General features: G+C 32.2%; 32 protein-coding genes. 10 read left to right on the forward strand and 22 right to left on the reverse strand.

Features of this window, described 5'->3' with window-relative positions:
- Window positions 1-5 precede the first annotated feature (5 nt).
- The 20 genes from ACKF5P_RS08290 to ACKF5P_RS08385 form a co-directional block, all read right to left on the reverse strand.
- Window positions 6-1835 (reverse strand): hypothetical protein, encoded by a 1830-nt coding sequence (locus ACKF5P_RS08290; RefSeq protein WP_408954743.1) that lies wholly within the window; start codon window positions 1833-1835, stop codon window positions 6-8.
- A gap of 19 nt (window positions 1836-1854) precedes the next feature.
- Window positions 1855-2211, reverse strand: a complete 357-nt coding sequence (locus ACKF5P_RS08295) for a phBC6A51 family helix-turn-helix protein (RefSeq protein ID WP_408954744.1) — start codon at window positions 2209-2211, stop codon at window positions 1855-1857.
- Entirely contained in the window at window positions 2212-2802 is a 591-nt protein-coding gene (locus tag ACKF5P_RS08300) for a putative metallopeptidase (RefSeq protein ID WP_408954745.1), read from the reverse strand.
- Window positions 2803-2856: 54 nt separating this feature from the next.
- Entirely contained in the window at window positions 2857-3351 is a 495-nt protein-coding gene (locus ACKF5P_RS08305; protein ID WP_408954746.1) for a hypothetical protein, read from the reverse strand.
- A 76-nt stretch (window positions 3352-3427) separates the two neighbouring features.
- Window positions 3428-3904, reverse strand: a complete 477-nt coding sequence (locus ACKF5P_RS08310; protein WP_408954747.1) for an RNA polymerase sigma factor — start codon at window positions 3902-3904, stop codon at window positions 3428-3430.
- An 83-nt stretch (window positions 3905-3987) separates the two neighbouring features.
- Window positions 3988-4251, reverse strand: a complete 264-nt coding sequence (locus ACKF5P_RS08315) for a hypothetical protein (protein ID WP_408954748.1) — start codon at window positions 4249-4251, stop codon at window positions 3988-3990.
- On the reverse strand, window positions 4235-4771 hold the full coding sequence (locus ACKF5P_RS08320) for a Holliday junction resolvase RecU (protein ID WP_408954749.1): 537 nt from the start codon (window positions 4769-4771) through the stop codon (window positions 4235-4237). Before ACKF5P_RS08320 ends, ACKF5P_RS08315 begins: the two co-directional genes overlap by 17 nt.
- Window positions 4771-5325 (reverse strand): putative metallopeptidase, encoded by a 555-nt coding sequence (locus tag ACKF5P_RS08325; RefSeq protein WP_408954750.1) that lies wholly within the window; start codon window positions 5323-5325, stop codon window positions 4771-4773. Before ACKF5P_RS08325 ends, ACKF5P_RS08320 begins: the two co-directional genes overlap by 1 nt.
- 194 nt (window positions 5326-5519) lie before the next feature.
- On the reverse strand, window positions 5520-5669 hold the full coding sequence (locus tag ACKF5P_RS08330) for a hypothetical protein (RefSeq protein WP_408954751.1): 150 nt from the start codon (window positions 5667-5669) through the stop codon (window positions 5520-5522).
- A gap of 128 nt (window positions 5670-5797) precedes the next feature.
- Window positions 5798-6655, reverse strand: coding sequence for a hypothetical protein (locus ACKF5P_RS08335; protein WP_408954752.1), 858 nt, complete (start codon window positions 6653-6655; stop codon window positions 5798-5800).
- Entirely contained in the window at window positions 6546-7520 is a 975-nt protein-coding gene (locus ACKF5P_RS08340) for a hypothetical protein (protein WP_408954753.1), read from the reverse strand. Before ACKF5P_RS08340 ends, ACKF5P_RS08335 begins: the two co-directional genes overlap by 110 nt.
- Window positions 7521-7563: 43 nt before the next feature.
- Window positions 7564-7758 carry a hypothetical protein gene (locus ACKF5P_RS08345; protein ID WP_408954754.1) on the reverse strand — a complete coding sequence of 65 codons (195 nt, stop codon included), beginning with the start codon at window positions 7756-7758 and terminating at the stop codon, window positions 7564-7566.
- A 56-nt stretch (window positions 7759-7814) separates the two neighbouring features.
- Entirely contained in the window at window positions 7815-8852 is a 1038-nt protein-coding gene (locus ACKF5P_RS08350; protein ID WP_408954755.1) for a hypothetical protein, read from the reverse strand.
- A 56-nt stretch (window positions 8853-8908) separates the two neighbouring features.
- The gene (locus ACKF5P_RS08355) at window positions 8909-9217 is read right to left on the reverse strand and encodes a hypothetical protein (RefSeq protein WP_408954756.1); all 309 of its coding nucleotides are present in this window, start codon (window positions 9215-9217) and stop codon (window positions 8909-8911) included.
- A complete protein-coding gene (locus ACKF5P_RS08360; RefSeq protein ID WP_408954757.1) occupies window positions 9218-9694 on the reverse strand; it encodes a hypothetical protein in 477 nt (158 codons plus the stop codon).
- Window positions 9684-10091 (reverse strand): hypothetical protein, encoded by a 408-nt coding sequence (locus tag ACKF5P_RS08365; RefSeq protein WP_408954758.1) that lies wholly within the window; start codon window positions 10089-10091, stop codon window positions 9684-9686. The genes ACKF5P_RS08360 and ACKF5P_RS08365 overlap by 11 nt, the downstream gene beginning before the upstream one ends.
- A 98-nt stretch (window positions 10092-10189) precedes the next feature.
- Window positions 10190-10741 carry a helix-turn-helix domain-containing protein gene (locus ACKF5P_RS08370; protein WP_408954759.1) on the reverse strand — a complete coding sequence of 184 codons (552 nt, stop codon included), beginning with the start codon at window positions 10739-10741 and terminating at the stop codon, window positions 10190-10192.
- Between the two features lie 92 nt (window positions 10742-10833).
- Complete coding sequence (locus ACKF5P_RS08375) at window positions 10834-10959, reverse strand: hypothetical protein (protein WP_408954760.1); 126 nt, start codon at window positions 10957-10959, stop codon at window positions 10834-10836.
- 245 nt (window positions 10960-11204) lie between these two features.
- Window positions 11205-11381, reverse strand: coding sequence for a hypothetical protein (locus ACKF5P_RS08380; protein WP_408954761.1), 177 nt, complete (start codon window positions 11379-11381; stop codon window positions 11205-11207).
- A gap of 90 nt (window positions 11382-11471) precedes the next feature.
- A complete protein-coding gene (locus tag ACKF5P_RS08385; protein WP_408954762.1) occupies window positions 11472-11645 on the reverse strand; it encodes a hypothetical protein in 174 nt (57 codons plus the stop codon).
- 132 nt (window positions 11646-11777) lie between these two features.
- Between ACKF5P_RS08385 and ACKF5P_RS08390 the strand changes: the two genes are divergently transcribed.
- Window positions 11778-11912, forward strand: a complete 135-nt coding sequence (locus ACKF5P_RS08390; protein WP_408954763.1) for a hypothetical protein — start codon at window positions 11778-11780, stop codon at window positions 11910-11912.
- A 126-nt stretch (window positions 11913-12038) separates the two neighbouring features.
- Here the strand turns inward: ACKF5P_RS08390 and ACKF5P_RS08395 are convergent, their stop codons facing one another.
- Window positions 12039-12203, reverse strand: coding sequence for a BC1881 family protein (locus tag ACKF5P_RS08395; RefSeq protein WP_408954764.1), 165 nt, complete (start codon window positions 12201-12203; stop codon window positions 12039-12041).
- Window positions 12204-12220: 17 nt separating this feature from the next.
- Window positions 12221-12448 (reverse strand): helix-turn-helix transcriptional regulator, encoded by a 228-nt coding sequence (locus ACKF5P_RS08400; RefSeq protein WP_408954765.1) that lies wholly within the window; start codon window positions 12446-12448, stop codon window positions 12221-12223.
- Window positions 12449-12615: 167 nt separating this feature from the next.
- Here ACKF5P_RS08400 and ACKF5P_RS08405 point away from each other — a divergent pair, with 167 nt between their 5' ends.
- From ACKF5P_RS08405 to ACKF5P_RS08445, 9 genes are all read left to right on the forward strand, one after another.
- Window positions 12616-13035, forward strand: coding sequence for a helix-turn-helix domain-containing protein (locus ACKF5P_RS08405; RefSeq protein ID WP_408954766.1), 420 nt, complete (start codon window positions 12616-12618; stop codon window positions 13033-13035).
- Window positions 13025-13363 carry an ImmA/IrrE family metallo-endopeptidase gene (locus ACKF5P_RS08410; protein ID WP_408954767.1) on the forward strand — a complete coding sequence of 113 codons (339 nt, stop codon included), beginning with the start codon at window positions 13025-13027 and terminating at the stop codon, window positions 13361-13363. The genes ACKF5P_RS08405 and ACKF5P_RS08410 overlap by 11 nt, the downstream gene beginning before the upstream one ends.
- A 71-nt stretch (window positions 13364-13434) precedes the next feature.
- Window positions 13435-14679, forward strand: coding sequence for a hypothetical protein (locus tag ACKF5P_RS08415; RefSeq protein WP_408954768.1), 1245 nt, complete (start codon window positions 13435-13437; stop codon window positions 14677-14679).
- A gap of 18 nt (window positions 14680-14697) precedes the next feature.
- Complete coding sequence (locus tag ACKF5P_RS08420; RefSeq protein ID WP_408954769.1) at window positions 14698-15009, forward strand: hypothetical protein; 312 nt, start codon at window positions 14698-14700, stop codon at window positions 15007-15009.
- 287 nt (window positions 15010-15296) lie between these two features.
- Window positions 15297-16055, forward strand: coding sequence for a hypothetical protein (locus ACKF5P_RS08425; RefSeq protein WP_408954770.1), 759 nt, complete (start codon window positions 15297-15299; stop codon window positions 16053-16055).
- Window positions 16056-16589: 534 nt separating this feature from the next.
- Window positions 16590-17789 carry an IS91 family transposase gene (locus ACKF5P_RS08430; protein ID WP_408954771.1) on the forward strand — a complete coding sequence of 400 codons (1200 nt, stop codon included), beginning with the start codon at window positions 16590-16592 and terminating at the stop codon, window positions 17787-17789.
- Between the two features lie 378 nt (window positions 17790-18167).
- Window positions 18168-19100, forward strand: a complete 933-nt coding sequence (locus ACKF5P_RS08435) for a hypothetical protein (RefSeq protein ID WP_408954772.1) — start codon at window positions 18168-18170, stop codon at window positions 19098-19100.
- A gap of 30 nt (window positions 19101-19130) precedes the next feature.
- Entirely contained in the window at window positions 19131-19880 is a 750-nt protein-coding gene (locus ACKF5P_RS08440) for a hypothetical protein (protein ID WP_408954773.1), read from the forward strand.
- 1154 nt (window positions 19881-21034) lie between these two features.
- Window positions 21035-21919 carry a hypothetical protein gene (locus ACKF5P_RS08445; RefSeq protein WP_408954774.1) on the forward strand — a complete coding sequence of 295 codons (885 nt, stop codon included), beginning with the start codon at window positions 21035-21037 and terminating at the stop codon, window positions 21917-21919.
- Window positions 21920-21997 lie beyond the last annotated feature (78 nt).

Here is a 21997-nt window from a genome sequence, read left to right on the forward strand (position 1 = left end):
CTTTCTTAACTACTCCAAACAACACTACTCTTAGTTTTAACATATTTTCTACCCTGCCAAGCTATTGCCTTATCAATTATTCGATCATCAAAGCTACCTGATTCAGCATTATATCCCCCATTCTTGTCCTTAACATAAGTCATACACTCCTGAAGTGTCTTATAATCTTTAATCTCCATCTGATCACTGTTAATAGCAGCAGTTCTAAACTCGTCGATCATTAAGAACTTATTATTGCCAGTCCACCAGCCCATCTTCCTAGTTTCTTCATCTCGCTTCTCATCATCTTTATATCTGAAGTGGAATGAATGTTCTGGATAATTAAGCTCCTTAAGTAGGGTAGTATTAGTAGTTAGGCCATGGTTGTTATTCTCAACCATCATATAAGCCCAACCATAATTTTGGCCCCACTCATATAATAGATAACCATATTCATCTGCTTCCCAATGGCCATTAATCTGTACTGCCTGCTTCCAATCATCTATTGAATAAATACTGGCACTAGAGTAATCACCGCCATCTCCTTCAGCTACATCAGCTGCACAAACATAAGTTTTATTGGGGTCATACTCTTCAAATACATAAATCTCTGCCTCGGGCCAACGTTCATCCCCAGTAATTGCTACTGGTCGATGATCAAATTTAACCCTTTCTTTGATGCTATCAGTATTTCTGACAATTGGGATTGCATTGAAAGCCTTGAGTGGCCCAATCTTCTTTTTAGCATATAGCAACTTCTCCTTAACCTTATCAATATTAAATACCGGATTACCTGAAGCTTGAAATGCTTCTTCAGGAAAGGTTGGATATTCTTGTTGCATCTCTGCTAAATCTTCATTTTTATCATCAACATACTTACGATAATACCACCACAGTTTTTCATAGGTTATCTCTTCAATGTTGGCCCGGTAATTTCTTAAGTTCTTAAAGATTTTATAATTAGAGTTATCGATATCTTTAATGAACTCTCTTTTCTCTTCTTCAGATCTAAACTCCTTACTATACTCCTTTTGAATATACCACGGAATAAAGATAGCTATATAATCACTCTTACCCTTAACAGCCTTATCCCATCTTTCTTGAGCTTCATTGTAACCATTAGCAGTAGTCTCTAAGATTATATCTGCTGAAGGAGTGCAAGCATCAGTCAACCCTGACATGGTTTTATCGATGATTGGCCACCAAGCTAACTCAGATACATGTAGAAAATGAATCGTAAAGGAGTTACCCACTCGACCATCTTTGCTGGTGTTACCTGCAGTAGATATCCCCCAGCTGCTATTCATCCCTTGCCCATCATCTTTGGCCCATCTAAATTCTTTCCGGTTATTATATTTCTCAGTAGGTTTTAACTTCTCAGGTAAAGGCTCATAATAACTTTTAGCTTTTTCAAATAGATTATTAGTAGATTTATCTTCATCTGCAACTGTATAACCTTGAAAATTCTTCGTTGTTATCCCCTGGGCCAACTGCAGCGAGGTAACATAAGATGATATACCCTGTTGTCGCCCTTTAATAATGATTGCTCTAAAGGAGATTCCTTCTTTTTTACATCGTCTATATTCTTTTTTCACCATACTTTGAGCTTGATTAGGAAAGAAAGGAACCCTTTCCCCTTCTTTATTATCAATTACAAAAACCATCTCTACTAATAGAGATGGATCAGTTTGAATCTCATCTTTTAATTTTTGAGCCTCTTCAGTCAGTTCACCTTCCGGGCCAACCTCTGTTAGCTTATCAACAATCGCTTTTCTAAATTCCCTATCTAAGCCTATATCTTGGTTGTTGGCCCATAACTCCCTCCTCTTTTGGATTATATCTGTACAGGATAACATCTCATTATTATCACCATCCTTAAAAGAAATCTTCTAATTTTCTCTTTTCTGTTACTTCAATCTCTTGTTTATACTTACCTTTAAGTTCAAAGAAAAGTTTGATAGCTTTTGTATCTCCTCGCTTCATTTGTCTTATTAATGAATTCCATGCAGTTGCTAAATGACCCTCTGTATACCTTTCTATTTGATCATTTAAATATTCTAAAAAGCTATCATCTTTCAACCAACGATATGCTGTGGAAGGTGAAACACCCACCTCCCTAATTTTGGCCCTTCTTGATCGTCTATCATCCGGATTTGCCAATAGTTGAGCAAATTTCATCTGCTTAGCTGATAAAGGCAAATCTGTTTCATTATGTTTAGTTTTATCAGACAATTAAACCACCTCCCGATGGTAATCATCAGCTAATATATCTGGTACTTCTTTATCTAGGTCTAAATAATCTATTCCAAACTCTTTAATTATATCTGAAAAATCTTCTATATCATGAGGGACGATATTCTCTCTTGGACCAATATGCCTTAACTCATGATACATAACTATCTTTTTTTGATTATCTGATAAATTAGCTATATTAGGATCATAAAAGATAATTAAAAATTTATAAGGGATAATTGCTCTTTCTGGCCCAGTAACTTTCTTGCACTCAGCAAAAACAGTCCTACCTTGACTCTTCTTCTCTTTATAACTTCTAACAAACCCTATATTTTCAAGGCCAATTATATCTCTTATCTCACTAAGATCCTCCATCTTATCTAAAATCCTTTTTGCTAAATATCTTAACCTGCCATCTAGCTTGTAGTCAAAACCAATCGGTAACTGAAAAGGATGTTCATACTTTTGATATTCGTGCTGCCAGCAATACCATTCTTCTGGAGCTTGATTAACTATAAATTCTTTTTTTCTACTGCATCTAGATTTATTATTATTCTCTCCCATACAATATAATAATACTTTTTCACTCACTAGCAACACCTCCTCAAATTAAATTATCAAAAAGAAAAACACTCTTGCGAGTGTTTAAAGATTAATAGGCACATAAGGTATAAAAACTCTACCATTTTGAACTTCTATTAATGTTATTGGTAGGTTAGAATTTTTAAAAACTGCTACTGTTCTTAAATGTATTTTATCATCAATCAAAAACATTCTTGGCTTTTCTTTTGTTAATGCTTCTATAGAATTTTGGTACAACATTAATTGACCTATAGCTTTACATTGTTCTGTTGGAGCTGTAGCAGGATGTTTTTTATTAGTGCATTTTATTTCAAAAATAGACTTGCTTAAATCCTCATGAACAACTATCAAGTCAGGTCTTATATTAAAATTACTTATTTTAATCTGTTTTTGTTGTATTATATTTTTTATATCTGGCAATCCAATTTTGCTACATAACTCAGGTAAGCAATCTTTTATATACTCTTCAAATTCACTCTCCGAACCATTGAAACAATAAGCCTGTTCCTCTTTGAGTATTTTTAAAGCCTCTTCCTTTTCTAATATCATTTTATTCATCTTTTTATCTCTCCCCAAAAAAAGTAATCGAGCGTGTTGTTTATACTTCGTTTCATTATATATAATATCACACTTTTTAAGCCTTAACTGCTAAAATAGTGATAAATTCCTGATAAATTTCTGATAAACCCACCTTTTCAAGCTGCTCTAAAGCTGATCTCTTCTTATTTTGTACCGTTGGGATCGACACTTCTAATCTTTCAGCTGAATCTGAATCCTCTAATCTATCAAAATATTTATACTCTATCACATCATGCTCTTCCGGGCCAAGACACTCTAAACATTCTTCTATCGTCTCAACATTTTCTAAAATCATCTCTCCTCTTTCCTTAAGCTCCTCTTTTTTATCAATATAATTTTCAGTATCAGAAGCAGTTTCATTAGTCTTTGCTGAAGGTTCATTATATCTAATTGCTTTCAAGCTATAACTCATATTTAAAGAAGTAGTAATCAAAACCTTTGCCTTAGCTTTAGCTGGTCTGTAATTATATAATATTTCTTCAATCCTATCCTTACTATCCTTTTTAATCTCTTCAATTACCTCGCATCCCACCTTTACCCGCCCCTCTCTTTTATGTTATAATGGTTTTATCAAGTTAAATGCTTCTTAGAGCGGGCCAACAGGCTCGTTCTCTTCTATTTTACCCCTTTATTATTTCTCGTTTCCCAGTAAGCCATTTGATGTTTATCAAAAAAGTTCTCCTGGGCCAACCTTAAAAGCTCCTCTTCCGCCCCTTCTTTATTGCACCTATCACACTCCCAGAGAGATTCTTTTAGATTCAACCTAGCAACCCTAAGCTCACAATACGGACATTTAACCAATACTTCTATTTCAATCTCTTGGATCTGGCATATTATTTTAGCAACTTTCCAAGTCATCTTATCATTCTCTGCTTGCAATCTCCTCTACCTCCTTAAGAGTTGATAAATAATCAACCAAAATCAGTCCCTTGGGCTTTATCTTCCATCTTTCTTTAAATTCATCATAAGGTATACTCTTTCTACCACCTTGTAATACTCCTTGCCAATATCGATCTAATAACTTAAATGGTAAATAATAAAATTCATCCAGGCTACTGAAATAAACCACCAAAAAACTAATACCTCCGTTTTTGGCCCAATCTGCTAAATAATAATATTGATGCTCTTCCACATTACTCAAATCAAATCTAGTTTCAACCTTAGTTTGTTTAGCATCGAAAGCTATTGGATAACCTTCAAATAAACCTATGTAATCGACAGTTGACTTCTTTTCATAAAATCCATTGCTAATCTTCCCAGTCCTAGAGTTAATATTTAAAACCTTAACTGGCGTAGGAACCTTTTGTACCAATGCTCTCTCCTGGAAGAAATATTGCTGGTTAGAGGATTCAATCATATCCTCTAACCCTTGTCCTCTATTAGCATAATTAATACTCATTACTGACCAGCTGCCTTATCAAATTCAATTCTAGTTTGTGTAATAGTCTGCTTTAACTTTTTAAACCCTTCTTTCCAGCAACCATATCTAGCAATATTCTTAGCAATAACCTCTTCAGCGTAATCTAAAATAGATATCTTATAATCACAAAGCTCGTCCTGAGCTCGTTTAGCCTCTCTAATACCTTCGACTCTTTCACCATTGCTTAATTCATATAACTCTTTACCTATTCTTTTGGGAAAATTATCAACTTGAATCGGTTCTAAATCTATTTGTAAAAAAGCCTCATCAATCATAGCTTCCCTTTTAATATTATCTGCAGCAGACCAATAAGTTTCTGGGACTATCAAGATAATATCTTCTTCAATAAATGTCTGCCATAGCTTTGGAACTTTCTTGATCTCTCCATAAACCATTCTCCCTTTTGAAACCTTAGCTTTATCCCTAAATCTATAACCAATCTTGACATTAGCTAATTTTTCATGATGCTTTTTTATCACTTCTTGAGCCACATTTTCAATACTCTCTACTCCATTACTAATATAATCAGCCACCTTAAACCCCTCCTTTTTTTAGTCGGGCCAACTTTGACCAAAAGCTGACCCGTAGATGAATAATAAATTTAGGTGGGCTTCCTCCCTTCATTTTATTTTTGTAAAATCCATACTCTTAACGAGAGAGGGCATCTGCCAGCCAGTCGTTGTCCAGGCGAGTTGGCCCGCAGATACTAATAACACTTCCTAATCTCTTATTCATCTTTTCCTTTCATAATCTTTAATAAATCTAAATCACTTTCTTTACACTTTTTTCTTCTGCTCTTGTTATCGATTTTATCTATTAAAAAAGCAATGCTAACAACAATAACCACTATCAAAAGCCAAATTATTAACCTATTCATTGAAATCATCCTTTTTTTTAAAAATAGTAATGCTTATCTTAAATCAACACGTTATAATTTAATTGTAAACCTCCCTTTTTGTTATATATATAATAGCCGGCGAAAGTCGGCTTGTTTTTCTTTTGTATTCATCTATTTGAAACCACTCTATAATTTGGCCCATCAAATTCAACCACTCCTGGAGAACCACAACCATGAAGAATCCTGCTTGCTATTCTATCCGTTACTATATCTAAATCATCTTGATTCATTCTGTTGTATCTATTATCTTTTAAATCCTCTGGAGTAAGACTTGTCAAATACTCACCAGGGAATTTATTTGATGTAAAGATGGTCAGCTTATCTCTTTGATATCTATAATCAACAATTTCAAAAATATCATCTAAATCAGAACTTGAAATCTTAGAACGAGCAAATAAATCATCAATCACCAACACTTTAGCCCTTTGCATCTTTTGAATCACTTCTAAAGCAGAATAATTTGAACTTCGATTAGAATAACTATTTCTAATCTTTTTGATTTCACTTCTCCAGTTGACATAGAACAAAAACACTTCCCCGTTCGGCAATTTAGATGGCATAAATCGATCAATCTTAGCATCTAACTCCTTAGCTTGTTGATAAGCAATCACTTTAGCAGCAGAGACAGCTAAATGACTTTTCCCATTACCAACATTACCCCCTAAGTACAAAAATATGTTTTCTGGGTTCTGATATGATTGAGCAAATTTCCTAACTAAAGCTACTTTACCCTCAAACCCTTCTTTAACAGAACAGTCATAACTCTTAAATGACTCCCGTTTTAACTTGCTTGGAATATCAGCAATTGCAAGTATCTTCTCATAAAATTCATTTATCCTGCGAGGATTTGACTTCTCAGTTTCTTTTTGCTTTATATTTTGGCTTTTTTCTTTGAGCTCTGTCACTCTTTGATTTATCAACTGCTGAAATTGATTCGGACTGATCTCCTTTGCATTTGCTCTCATTGCTATTACCCCTCTCTATTTTTTCAAGCTCACTAATAGAAGTAATACCTCTACTAAGCCAACGGTTTAATATTCCTTTTCCTTGTGCTGGATCACGACCAACACAATAATAAAATGGGTTATCTTCATACTTGGCCCGCTTCATTGCTTCAATTACCAGTTCAGGACTAGACTTATTAGCATATTTAATTAGGGTGATTAGTATATTAGGATTGAAATTATTCATCTTCCAAATATTATTAATCGCTTCTCTAATTGGAGAAGGTTCTGTTTGCCTGTCTGTCTGTTGGGCTTTAACCTCTTCTAAAACTTCTTGTTCCTCTTCAACAGTTAAATTATCATTACTACTTACATACTTACTTTTATTATCTGTAGTAATCTCTGTGTAATCTCTGGTATTGGTTTGTTCATTTTGGACAGCTCCATCTGTTCGTTTTGAACACTTCCTCTGTTCATTTTGAACAGTCGTCTGTTCATTTTGAGCAGACTGCTCTTCCTCCTTGATTTTATTCTCAATTTTGCTTAAAACTTCAAAGTTGATTGTGTACCATTTAGTCTTATCAAAACCAGCTTTATTAAAGTTATCAGTTATAACTAATTCCTCTTTCTCTAAATTTTTGATCGTTCTTCTCAATGTTGACTTGCTCCAAAAAGGAAAGTTATTCTCCAGCCACTCTCCGTAAGTATTATAAACCCAATATTTGCCCTCAATATAATTTTTATCTGCCTTGTAATTTATTCTAAGCCAATAATAAAGTTGTTGTAAAAATATTGCCTCATTCATCCCAACTTCTTCTGCCAGTTGCTTATCAAACATAATTAAACTACCTTCATTTATCAAAAGATCACTTTCTATATTTTGCATCTAATCACCCCTTATTGGAACATAATCTATTTAATCTATACTATCAAAATAAACTTGCTAATCCCCTTAAACCACTTACAATCTTATCGAAATAACTCTGATCATAACTACACTCTAAATCATCTGGTTCCTGACCAACACAAAACTTACCACGCTCAGGACAATACTTTTGCTGCTGATCAGATTCAGTACTCCGTCGTACCATCTTATTACACTCTTCACATCTCTCCCAAGCCATTTAAGATACCTCCTTATTCGGGCCAACACTTTCAATGTTGGCCCTTATCTGATAATCTAAGCACTCTCTACAACTTCTAATTTAAAGTTCTCATCCTTCACAACTTTACTCTTATCCTCAAGCCAACTGATAAATTTATCTGCTTGCTCATAGGTGCATTTATCACTACTTAGACTTTCCAACTTCTCTCCTTCAGCTGCAGAAAAATCCTTCATCAGCTGCTTTCTAACCTTTTCCTTATTTGGATTAACACCCTGTTTTTCCATCCAATCAGTTATTTTCCCTATCATAGCAAATATCTTCTTTCTCTGAGCTCCAGTAATCATTTTAACTTCATCAGAAATATCATCTTGATTATCAACTTTAGCTGTAACTTCTTCTGATTTAGAGCTTGTACTCTGATTTGGTAAACTGAAATGTCTGTTATTTGAGTTAAGCTCCTGTAACTCCTTTTTGGCCCGGGCCAACTCAACTGCTTCTTTTCTAAGCTCTAATACAGTACCTGGATACTCAATATGAGCAATATACATATTGCCATGATCATTTCTTTCCTCTTTTAAGACCAACTTCAGGTTAATCCCAGCCAAAATTCCATTAGTAACTTGACTGATATAATTAAGCGACTCTTTGATCCGTTTGACTGAATTCCAACTAGTGGTTCTGTAAAAATAATAACCAACCAAACTTGGCTTTTGTTTAAGACTTACCTTGAGGATCCCATTAGGTTTGCATTTCCCTTCAGTCCAGTACTTACATCTAGATCCATTACACTTAACCTCTTTTTCTCCATCGACAATAGCTCTTTGCCCATTACCTCGACACTTTAAATCATTATAACCTTGATAGTAAGCGAAATAGTTTAGAAAATTCTTGTCAATATCATCATGGGCCAACGTAATATCTAATCTCTTAGGTTTATCAGGAAGCTGCTCCATCACCGGATCCAACTCGTAGTTTTTACCTTTCTTAGTCGGTCTGACAATTTTAAAGTAATCCAGTTTCGATGGATAACCCTTCTTATTTTTCTCACCAGTCTTGATCTTTCCTATCTCTATCTCAGATACGCCATTTAGACCTTCAATTCCATTAATCATCAACTCACCACCTTTTTAAACCAGGCCAACACTTAGAAATGTTGGCCTGGTATGTTTTATAAACCTGCTGCCCTAATCTCACTCAACCTATCATCTATAACAAAACTCAACCCAATCTCCAACTGATCATCAAGTGATATCAAATCAGCTAATACAAATTTTTCTCTGATTATCCTTCGAGCTTTATTCAACCTATGATAATCCCGTTTTCTCATAGGAACTTCTCTTTTAAAAACAAGCACTCCATTATTCATAATTGAACCTTTGCCTTGCCAGCGACCCATCTTCCATACTAACTGCTCTTCTATCCCGTTTAATATCCTACAAACTTTAGTTACTGCTTTCCGATTTCTATTGACTGGCATCTATACCACCTCAGGAAGATCTTTTTCATCAACTTGATAAGTCAATGCTTCTTCCTCTAATCCGAACTTAATTAAATAATAAGGCTCCATCTTTTCTATCGTCGAGATTTCCAATAGCCGATTAGAAAGTTCAGGATCTATCCTCTCAACTATCCTTTTAGCCTGATATAGATTCAACATCTTCTCTTCCCCATTAGCTTCTACATATCTAACCTTAGGGGCTTTACGGCTTGTCCTGAAGCTATAACCATCTTCTTCTGGGATAACAGTCAACTTAGTAACCAATGTTGGCGGTTTATAATACTTCATTGTCTTTTTAACATCATAGACGCAAAATGAATCATCACTTATTCTAATCACTCTGAAACTTCTCAAACTAAACCTTGAATAACCTGTATAGACTCCAGCAGCAACCTTAAGCTCTTTAACAGGAAAACTTCTATCTACAGCTTCTACATAAAATTTATTAGCAGGCATCTCTAGCACCCCTTTCTTGCTTAACAGCTTTATCCTTGACTTCCCACCTACTACGGTAACCTCCAATATCAACCGAAAGAAAATACTTCCTAGTACTATTTTTAATCTCAATAAAACTTTTACACCTATCGGCTAAAACTAATGCTATCAATCCTTCCATTGCATCTTCTTGATCATCAGTAACATATAAATCATTCTTAAGATGCTGAACTATCTTGTAGCTATTCAATCCACGTAATCTATTAACTATTTCATACTTAGTAATTCTACTTTGACAAATCATAGTCTCATTTTGCTTTATATTTACATGATCATAGTCTATTAACTTACCAACCTTACTCTCAACTGCTTCCCGCATATCATATAGTCTAATTTCAGTTGCTTCCAGATGAGTCATCAACCTCTCCCCTTTCTTTTAGCTCCCCAGCCTAAGCTTTAACTTGTAAGTTGGCCCGGGATTTGATATAATGACCGTAGTTGAATTTACTTAAGTTCTCACCCGTTGCAGCGGGTGTTTTTTATTTGCCTAACATCACGTAACGAAGATAAATAACCTTTAGCATAATACTTCTGCAGATTCTTCTCATTCCTTTTGTTTATATCAGCTCCAAACTCATGACAAACCAGATCAGCCATATCACAGGCGTGATTAACATCATCGATCTGCTCTAACATATATTCAATTCTTTCTCTCTCTTGTTCCTTAAGCTCCTCAATTGACTCTACATTGTGAGCAAAATCTAACACATCATTAATCGCTTGTGCAGCTTCCAATAACTCTTGTCTAGTCTTAGAAAGAGATACATAAAAATCTAAATTAACCTGGTCAAAAATTATAGTCTCGGTTGTCGTTCCATCTGCAATCATCTTCAACTTTAAACTATTTAATGCTTCAGCAATTATTCTAAGCATATCTTTAGACATCTCTGTTCCTGATTCATATTTACTGATTGTACTTCTATCAACCCCAACCTTTTTAGCCAACTCTTTTTGGGTCATCTTCCCTCTTTCTTCTTTAATTAAATTACCGATATATCTGTTATTCACATTCAACCCCTCCTTTTTGCCAAACCTTCACAAAAAACTCTAGATTTGTGCTAATAATATCCGGTATAATATAAGTAGTTAAACAAGTTAAACTACTTAGCAAAATATTTTTTAAGCCTACCCATAATCTTTTTATAGCCTTCAGTATTATCTTTACCTTCCTTTTTAAGCCTTCTAGCAATCTTAAAGGCTTGAGCTGGATCGAACTTTCTCGGCAAATATCTCACCTCCTTAAATTAATACTTGTCCATTAACTTACCTACTGGATCCTAAGTATTAATTATCACTTCTCTTCAAACACTCTTGAAAATTCCTACTTTTATCTCCAGTATGATGCTCGTCCAAATGAGCCAGTAATATTTCTGAATTCAAATCAATCATCCCATTTCAAAATACAGCATATATACTTGTCTAAACTTAGGGCCAACCTCTCCCCCTTTATTTAACTCCCATCAAATAAGTGTCATTCAAGATTACCAAGGCTAACTTCAAGGCCTTCACTTTCTGCCCTTGCTTTAATCAATCTCTTCCAAAAAAGCTTAAAAGCAGCTTCTAACTCTGTTCCCTTCATGCTCTCTATAAACTCCTCAGTTTCCATAGGCTCTTTACCCTTCGATGTATGCAAAACTTTATATTTCAATTTATCAACCCCCCTTTGATACAGGGTATTAAACTTTCAGATTGTCCTATTACAACCAACTTAAAGGTATTTTCTTCCTTTAGAGTCCAATTACTCTTCAGCTTTAGTTGTCATAAGAGTATAACTGATATCATCTATTGCATTATTAACAACCTCTAAAGTTTCAACTTCCAGTTCAGTTAACTCATTATTCTCTGCCTTCTTCAAAAGCCTCTCATTAACTCGATCCAATCTTTCTAGCTGCTTTACTAGTAGTTCTTTCATCGTTGGCCCTCCTTTCTTTAGGATAATATTGATTAATTAATAAATATTTGTAAAATTAGAAGGAATAATCTAATTTTATGCTGAATTCAAATTATAGGGCTCCGGGAAAATATATCCAGGAGGTAGATAGTTATGAATAAATCTAAAATCAAACGTAAAATTCGTCGTGAACAGCGTAAAGCCGAACGTAAGATTAAACGTGAAGTTAAAAAATCTGAACGTAAAACTAAGCGTGAACTTAGAAAACTAAAACGCAAATTAAGATAATTAATTCAGCAATACCAGTGCTGATTAAATAAGGTATTCTCGGAGTCCTTTTACCTCCTGAAACTACTTAATTTTGTTTTCTTACTTTCACTCTCACATAAATAACTACACCTACACTAAAATCGGTTAATCAATCACTACAAGCACCTTTGCTGGCCCGTTTACTTCGGGCTGGCAACCTTGATAAGGAACAACTTCTTTCACCTCTACTCCTTCTCTAGCGCTTAACTCTTCAACTAACTCTTTAGTTGTTGCAGCTTGTAAGATTTCTTCTCTGACTCTTTTTCTCATTGATATTGGCCCTCCTTTCAGCTGGCTTTATCATTTTCGATACATTCTGTTTCGTTATTGATTAAAAAAATATTCTCTACTGCCATCCCAAATAAATCTGCTATATCTATTGCTAATTTAATACTAGGGTTTCTTCTTCCAGTTTCTATATGACCGTAATGACCTCTTGTGATATTTAACATTTCAGCAACTTCTTCTTGAGTTAAATCTTCTTTTTCTCTTGCATTTACAAGTTTATATCTCATATGATCACCCCTTTCCAGAAACGAAATGTATCACCGTTATTAGCATTATATAGATACATAGTGTATCTGTCAAGTGTTTTGTTTGTTTTTTGAAACTTTTTGTATCTATGATTTATTAATGATACTAATTGTAGTATAATAAACTTGTTAGTTGGGAGGTTTTTTCTATGAATATTGGAAGCAGACTAAAAGAATTAAGAAAAGATAAAAAGATAACCCAAGAACAATTAGCTAATAAATTAGGAATTACAAGAGGTTCAGTAGGTTTGTATGAGCAGGGCAAAAGAAGCCCAGATAACGAAATGCTATCTAAAATAGCAGATTTCTTCGATGTCAGCGTTGATTACCTACTCGGTAGAACTGAACAACGCCAACCAATTGACCAAACTAATGAAGCAGAAGAAAAAATTAAAGATGCTATTTCAGATAACCCAGAGTTACTCGAATTCTTCGATGAAATGACCCAAAGGGATGATCTACAGATGTTCTTTAAACAATGTCGTGAACTTAGCCCCAGCACTATTAAAAGACTAATCAAAATTTCAAAGATATTTGAAGAAGAGGAACGAGAACGCCATGGAGGATAAACTTATATATTATGAAGAAGAAACAAAATTAAGCTTTGAAGAGTTATTGATGTGGGCCAAAGGACATAATGTATATCCTAGAGTAACAAAACTGGGGCCAGAACTCTGGGGCTATGTCTTTAAGTCAAGTTATGACTCATATCTGATAGCAATCAATAAAAATTTAACTATTGAAATGCAAAGAAAAGTGCTGGTTCACGAAGTCTATCATATTTTAAAGCACTCTCCTAAGTATACATATATGGTTGGAATGGATATGCAGCACTCCCCTATCGAGGAGGAAGCTGATATATTAGCATTGCAAACATTAGCTACTATTCAAAAGTAGCGTTTTTCTTATAATTGCATGAGAAATTTTTGGGTTTTTTGTTGAATAATGATATTGAAAGGATGATTCTTATGAAGAAAGTTTGGATAATAACTTTATTACTTAGTTTTTTAATAATTGGCTGCTCTTCCTCAGATTCTTCCACTCCTTCAGTTGATAACACCATAGCAACTATGGGAATTAATAATGCTGAATCTCTTTTTATAACAGAAGGATCCTCATTGGTTCCACAATCAAAACTAATACAATCTGGTAATGAGGATGCCAAAAGGCTATTCAAAATTACTCCTGATGGTTATATACAAGAAGTTACCTATTATAATGAGGATGGCAAAGAAATAGAGACTATAGATGAACAACCTGCAGCTATATATGATGTTAATTCAGAGTACATTATTGTAGGGTTCGGTTACAATAAATCAAATATAAATAATGGCTATTTAGTAAGAAAATCTGATGGAGCTGTTTTTGACATATCTAATGCTGGTTTCCCAAAAGAACCGATGAATTATTTTAAAAATGTTGATGTTGTAAAAACAGATAGTACAGGAAATTTATATTATAGAGCCGGAAACTGGCCTTCCCTAGGAATCACTAAACTAGATACTGAAAACTTAACTGGAACCATACTTACTCCAGAACACCATAACTTAGAGTATTTTACCGTCGATGCTCAAGGAAATATAGCCTATTGGGCTAGAGATAATAATGATACTTCAAATTCGGTCAAAAGAATAATAAAAACTAATGGGGGTATGGAATTTTTAGATTCTAGAAAGTTTTGGCGAGGGTTAGACAATAAAATCCATTATGTAGATAATGATGAAAATAAAATAAATAGAATTTTAATTAATGATTCATTTGAATTAGAAGTTGAAACTTATGGAAGTACACCAGAAAATCATTTTAATCTTGGCTTTAACGATTATAAAATTGAAATAGATAATAGAATCATTATAGCAAGGCCATCTGGAGATATTTATGAAGTATATAATAACGATGCAACCCCTAGAAAAGTAAACGTTACAATTTCAGATATTGTATTAGCCGATGCATCTGATAACTATTACTACTTATTTGGAGATAACGGAAAGTTAATTAGAGTTAACCCAAGCAATGATTCAACTACTACCCTACTCGATGAAGAATACGATATTTATAAAATGAATGTTTCCTCAGATGATAAAATAATATTTAACGCATTAAAAATGGAGGATGGAGCAACCGTTATTGGGGAAATTGATCCTTCAGGAGATGTTAATATCATCAGTGATACTTTGGAACAAGAAGTAGTATCCCTTGAAAGAATAAACTAAATGAAGGAGGGCCAACATATGAAAATCAAAGCAAGCAGAATCTTTAGTGATGGTTTTGGCTTAACTAACATATTTTTTCCTGATACTTTAGAAATTCTACCTACTAAAGTTAAATTAAAAAAAAGAAAGCTATTAGGCTTAAAGTCTACTGAAAAAAATGTATTAAGAAACCAAATTGCCTCTGTAAGAAGAGAAAATGGTTTTTTCTTCTCTACAATAATTGTTGAAACTACTGGCGGTGCAGTCAGTGATTTAGAAATTAAATGGGTAAACAAAAGAAAAGCTAAAAAAGCAGTTGAAGAAATCGAAAGCATGATCTTAAATATTTAAGGGAGGGCCAACAATCAACACCCCCCTCCCCTTTTATAGCATTACATAGAGAAATTTAAATGACTAACCAATTCTACGTCACTATTAAGCAAGTGAAAAAATTGGCTACTTTTCAAAAGTAGTGTTTTATTTTTACCACAATCAGAAAATATTGTATTTTTTGGCTATTTATTAAATGATTATAATACAATATGTTCTTTGCTTTTATTTGATATAAGATGTTCATGCAAGTACTTTCGTAAAGATCAAGCTATATAAAATGAAATCATTATGGAGGAGAGTATATAATGAAGGAAATTAAAGAAAAGAAAATAGAGTCAAAAGTTATTTCAGAAGAAGATATTTTTCGAATAGGAAATTTGTTTTCAAATGAATGTTCGAGAGATGAAAGAATGAATAGTACCTATTCCATAATGATTAAAATCAATTGTTTTGATGGAACATCTTATGAAAGTGGATCTTTTAAGTCGATTAAAGAGAGTGAAATAATTAATATTAAAAAAGTAGAATCAATTAAATTTGAGTATTTAAATTATAATTTAGATAAAGTTATGAGTCTTTTCATAAAGAATGGAGATTATCATAATAGTAAGTTTGTTGTAAAAGGAGAAGATATGGATTGGGTTAATGGTGTCTTTAATAGAGGAAAAGATATTATTAATTCTTTTGAACCTCAAGATAATTTTATATTAAGAAATAAAAAATTAATTCGCAATATAGGAGCAGTAATAATAGGAATAATTATATTATTTATTTTTTATAAAGCAATTGCTCCCATAAACGAGACAACAACTTTTTCAAAAATGTTGGAACGAAATTTTTGGTTTACAGTATCTCTTGTTATATATTTTGCTTGGATCTTAGGCGGGGCATTATCTGTAAAGTTATTTAGAGAGTTCTTTAAATTATGGCCTGATATTGAATTTGATTTTGGAGCAAAACATTTTAAAAAGAAGAAATTGAAAAGAGCGTTAATTTTAATGATTTTATCTACTATTATTATTCCAGTTTGTTGGCTAATTATTGAATGGTGGTTTTTGAACTGAGGATTTCACTTCATATAACATAGCATTAGCGACATCAGTTGCTGAGAATAAAGCGATTATGAGATGGCTTATATAATAAATTGCAGTTTGAAAAATAAGTTGGATAGTATTAACTGACGTCGCGAGATGCTAAGGACGTTAACTCTCAATAAGCCGGGCCAACTTTTCTATAAAACTAAAGGAGGGCAACAATCAACACTCCCCTCCCCTTTTATAGTAAATAGATAGATAAATTTAAGCGACTAGCCAAGTCTATGTCACTATTAGGCAAGTAAAAAAGTTAAAAACGTTGGCTACTTTTTAAAAGTAGTGTTTTATTTTTACCATCATCAGAGAATATTGTCTGTTTTGGCTATTTATTAAATGATTATAATACAATATGTTCTTTGTTTTTATTTGATATAAGATGTTCATGCAAGTGCTTTCGTAAAGATTAAGTTATATTAAATGCTTCGCATAGAGAATAAGGAAGGATTTTTTCGGGAACGATATTATGTAGTTTTCTCGAAAAAGTTTTTTCAGGAGTGATATAAAATGGCTGCGATACAAGATATCTTTACAAAATATTATAACCAATGCGAAAAAGAGTATGCACTAGCAAATCACGCAAGAAAAGCAGCTTGGAACATAATTAATTGCCGAACAGAAGCAATGGGAGGACACATTCAAAAATGTCCGGACGGTCATTTTTATAGAGTTTGGTATAATTCCTGTAAGCACAGATCATGTCCTCAATGTACAGGGATGCAAAAGGAAGAATGGAAAAGAAAGCAAACAGCTAAGGTTCTAGATACCCACCATCATCATGCAGTTTTTACTATACCTCATGAATTAAATGAGTTGTGGTTGTTGAATCCTAAGAAGATAACAGGAATATTATTTAAAAGTGTAAAAGAAGCATTATTTAATATGTTATCTAACAAGAAATTCTTAGGAGCAACTCCGGGAATGATAGCTACATTACAAACTTGGGGAGAAAATTTAGCCTTTCACCCTCACCTACATTGCCTAATAACAGGTGGTGGAGTTACGAAGGCAGAGAACTGGAAAGAAAGCAAAGAGAATTATTTATTACCAGTACAAGAATTAATGAAAGTATTTAGAGGCAAGTTTTTAGATGAAATACATAATACAGTTTATAATGGAGAAATGGAGATACCATCAAACAAGAACTATTATGAAACCCATGAAATGCTAAGAAAAGAAAGAAAAAAAGATTGGAATGTAAATATAGATCGAGAAGCTGTTTATGGAAATGGAGTAATAAAATATCTTGGGGATTATATAAAAGGTGGCCCAATATCTAATAGAAGGATAATTTTTTATAATGAAAAAGAAGTTAAGTTTTATTATAAAGATAATAAAGATGGTAGGAAGAGAAAGATAATGACTCTTAGAACAGAAGAGTTTATCCGTAGATTTTTATTACATGTACCAAGGCCTCATTTGAAAGTAGTAAGACATTATGGACTATATGCTAGCTGTAAAAAAGAAGAGTTGAATAGGTGTAGGAAGCTGTTAGGACAAGATGAAGTAAAAGATATAGAAAATTTAAAGTGGCAAGATTATTGTGAAAGTGAAGGAAAAAATGATAAATCAATCTGCCCTGAATGTGGAAAGAAACTAATCAAAGGTCAAGAATTTAAATCAGGGAGCTTAGCTCTTTTATTGATTATATTAGGAAAGAAATTAAGTGATGGTTTAATCTTAAAAGATAGAGAATTAATAGCATAAGAGAAATAGCTGGGTAACAGTTGTTACTCTAACATTGAGTTTTTTGTAAAAGATTTAAGAAAATTATTAGAAATAGTTAATTTATAGAGTTAAAGAATTATAGTTTAGATTAATTAAAAAATGAAAAAAGAAAACCATAAGATATATTGGACTGGATAAGAGTTAAAAGAAAATTCCATAGCAACACACAGGAGCTCAGCACTTCATATAACAAGAAGTTTAACAACATCTAAGTGCGAAATAAAATGAAGCATGAAAAGAACTTATAAAAGTGTTTAGAGATAAGTTGAGCTAATTTTTTTAATGAGACGTCGTGAAACTCTTAATATCGTTAGGCGAAATAGTGCTTTGAAATAAAAAGAGAGGTTGTGAATAGTATTGAGTGAAAAAAGTAGAACTGAACATATTAAAGAATTATCCAAAGAACTTTTAGATGATATTGAGTTGAATAGGTTAGATGCTGAGAGACTTTTATTAAAAACAATGCGTTTGGCACGTTATACTGGTGTTGAAGAAATAAAAACATGGTTATCATATGAGATGCTTGGATATAAAGAAATTGATGAAGTGGGTTATAAATATCTGGATATAGTTGGACGTTGGTCGGATAAAAAAGAAAAAAAAGGTTTTTTTATGCCTCTTTCTCAAATTGAATCTACCATAAAAGTAGAAAAAGCAAAATTAAAAAAAATGAGTATTCCAGATACAAGTGGTGAATGGGCTAATGTTGCAATTAGAAATGCTATAAGTTCTATGAATCGTACTTCAAATAGAATTTCTAAATTAGGCGGAATTAAAAGTAGAGTACTAGCAAAGTTACATAATTTTATTTCTGAAATTTATTATGAGAAAGTTTTTGAAACATTTTCTGAAAGTATTTTTGAATCTTATAAAAAAGATATTAATTATCTAATTACAGAAAAGTGTGGGGATATAATTGAAAAAATCCCTTTTGTATTAGATAGATTAGCTGAAGGAAATGAAGAATCTATAAGTCAAGCTTTAAATACTTGTCGAAGAATCATTGATAATTTTGCAGATGAAATATTCCCCCCTAGAGATGAAACTTTTAAAATAGGTAATAATGAATTATCTTTAAAAAATGATAAATCGTTAAATAGAATTAATGTGTATGTTTATCAAAATTGTAATAGTAAATCTAGACAAAAAAAGATAGGTCAAAATCTTTCAAATTTATATAGTAGGTTATCTGCTGGAGTACATGATGAAATAAGTGTAGAAGAGGCAAGGTCATTGTTTTTAAATACATATTTAATTTTAGGAGAAGTACTTACATTAGAAGAGAATTAATAAAAAGATTTAGAGGAAGGAACCTAATTAATGAGGATTATTTTAAACGTAGTTAAAGTTTTAATTTATATTCTTCCTGTTTTCCTTACTCAATATCATCGAATTATTCAAAAGGAAAAATATCAAAATATTATAAAGGATAAAGATAAGAGACTTCTTAAAAGTTTTATATCTTTAAAAAGTTTAAATTATGAAGAGGTTATAAAATTATTACAGGAATTTTTCAGAAGAATAAGTGCTATCTTATTTGTATTGCTTGTGATTTTATTATTACTCGATTTAACTGGTACTACATTTTTTATAACTAGTGCTATGTTTTTAAATATCTTTTTCTTAGGATATATTTATTTAAATTGGTTTGTAGGGGAGAATTTACACAAAGAATATTTATATGAATTATCTTTTGTTTCATTCGTTCCTTTTTTAATAGAGATTTTAGTGAAGTTATTAGGAAGAAAATTTTTTGAAATAAGTCCATCACTTGAGTTAATGTATTCATTAAATTTTAATTTTTACTATTTTTTTGGATTTCAATCATTTTATAAGCAATCCCCTCTCTTAACTTCATTTATTTTATCAGTAATACTATTTATTTTCTGTATAATATTTATATATTTATTTTCTTGGCTAATATCATTATTATTAATGGTTCTTATTTGGATAATTTGGATAGCTATACATAGTATTGCTATGTATGCTGATAAATATTTAGAGAAATCAATATTTGAAGCTATTTCATTTGTTTTGATTTTAATAGGAGTTATAATTAATTTACTTTAATCTAATTATGATATTAGTTTTTATTTGCTTAACCTCAAATTAAAATATAAATATTATTGAGTTGTTTTTTTAATTACGACGCACTACTTCGCCTAACATGGGCTTAACGACATCTGAGCTTTGGTAGGAATGGAAGGGCTGACTTATGTCAGTAGGATATTTATTTTAAAGGAAAAGACAAGTTGTATCGAAAGTAAGCTCAGACGTCGCGAAGCCCAGGGACGTTATATGACAGTGCGACCAGCCCTTGAGATAAGAGGGGTTAAGCTATATCTTAGGCTGTCTAAGTCTAATGAAAATTAGACCTTTGGACTATCTATTCTATTTGAAATAACCCTACTTACGGGTGCATTACTGGTAACGGTTTTGTGCTAAGCCGTAAGGACAATGTGAAATAGACTGTTAGCCTTAAAACAGATGATTGCTAGGGTAAATATACTGTTAAGATTAAATTAATTGAATTACCGAAAGCTTCGTCAAACGTGAATAGTGAAATTAGGCTGGTACACTATGACCAAAAGGTGTGAGATGGGGTCAGGTAAGTTGTCGTATTGCTTGACAAATAGACCAATATCTTCGGAGTAAAGGTAAAATCTAAGACAGTATGAATTGGCTAAGGTATAGAACTGGGAAAACCCAATGAGTTCCTGATAATATCAGGTAGGTCAAAAGATTGTCGTGATACAATACTTAGTGAGCATAAGAGATTGGAAAAAGCGAAGGCTATCTTGTAATGAGATAGATAGGGGTTCAAAATTTGCCCCACTCTGAAAGGAGGCAGACTTCCTAAAAGGTGGTTTAAGGCTGGAAGGAATAAGAGCTTTGTGAATGTGGCAAGCCAAATAACTCTTTAGTGAGTGGGCGACCGCAGACAATTAAAGTTAACAGACTCATATTCTGAAAGGTCAGATAGTATAGAAATATACTATTGCCAATCCGAAGGTTGGTAAGTAACTGCTTGAGCTGTGTGACGGGAAACTGTCACGCACAGTTCTGATGGGGGAAAGACGGGGCGACCCGCTTACCTACCAGATGATAGACTTAGTTTTCTGTATGAAAATTATATTTTAAAAATAATTGATGTTATTTACTTTTGAACATAAGATTAGAAAAATAAAGATACAAATTAATAGATTATGGAGGGAATTGATTTTATGAATAAAAGAAAATTAAAATTTTTATCATGGATTGACAAGCAACTTTCAGAAAATTTATGGTTAGTTTTATTAGTGGGTTTTATTTTATTTGTAGGTATCATAAAAACTCGTTATTTTTGGGAAAAAATTTTACCTGAACAGTTTCAATTACTTATGCTTACTATTAATTTTGTTTTATTTATGCTTATACTTATATCAATATTTAAAATTGATGATGAAGGTTTCCTAATTAGTGAAATAGCTGAGAATATATTTAGTAAATTTATTCTTTTAGTACTATATCATTTAACTTATTTTATGAGTATAGCCGGAATCTTATTAGAAGAAAAAGTTAGTTTTTTAGCCTTATTAATTGCATTATTAATTCCTACAGTCTCAACCATAACTTTTGTAATATCTTTGACAAAAAATGAAAAAATTAAATTGGAAAATCAATATAATATAAAAAAATTAAGGATTATTTCTATGATTTACATAAACTTAAGGAAGTTTATTGTAATAGCTATTTTAATTTTTTCAGTTTTCATATTAAACATACAAATATTATTAAGTTTTGGATATTATAATTTGTATAGTATGGAAAAAGAAGAGATAATACAGAATGAAAATTTATATAATTTACATCAAACTTATATTTCACAGGAAAATAGTAATGAAGAAAATAATAAATATGAATTAACTTTTGTGGATAGTTTATCAGTAATTATTTCTGCTGGAGAAATCTCTTCTGATTTCACTGGCAATTATATTTTAGGAATTCAACATTATTTTATTAAATTTTTTGATATTTTAGCGTTAGGATTCATTGTTTCGGGAGTATATAGTATAATAATAAGTGACTATAAAAATATCATTAAAACCGAAAATAAAACTATTAATTAAATACCTAATATTATCTAAAATAATTTAATTTAAAATTAATAAAGATTGAAGCTTGGAAGTCGTCTATCCGTCATATAA

It is taken from the genome of Natroniella sp. ANB-PHB2, from assembly GCF_046097105.1.
Classification (GTDB): Bacteria; Bacillota; Halanaerobiia; order Halobacteroidales; family Halobacteroidaceae; genus Natroniella.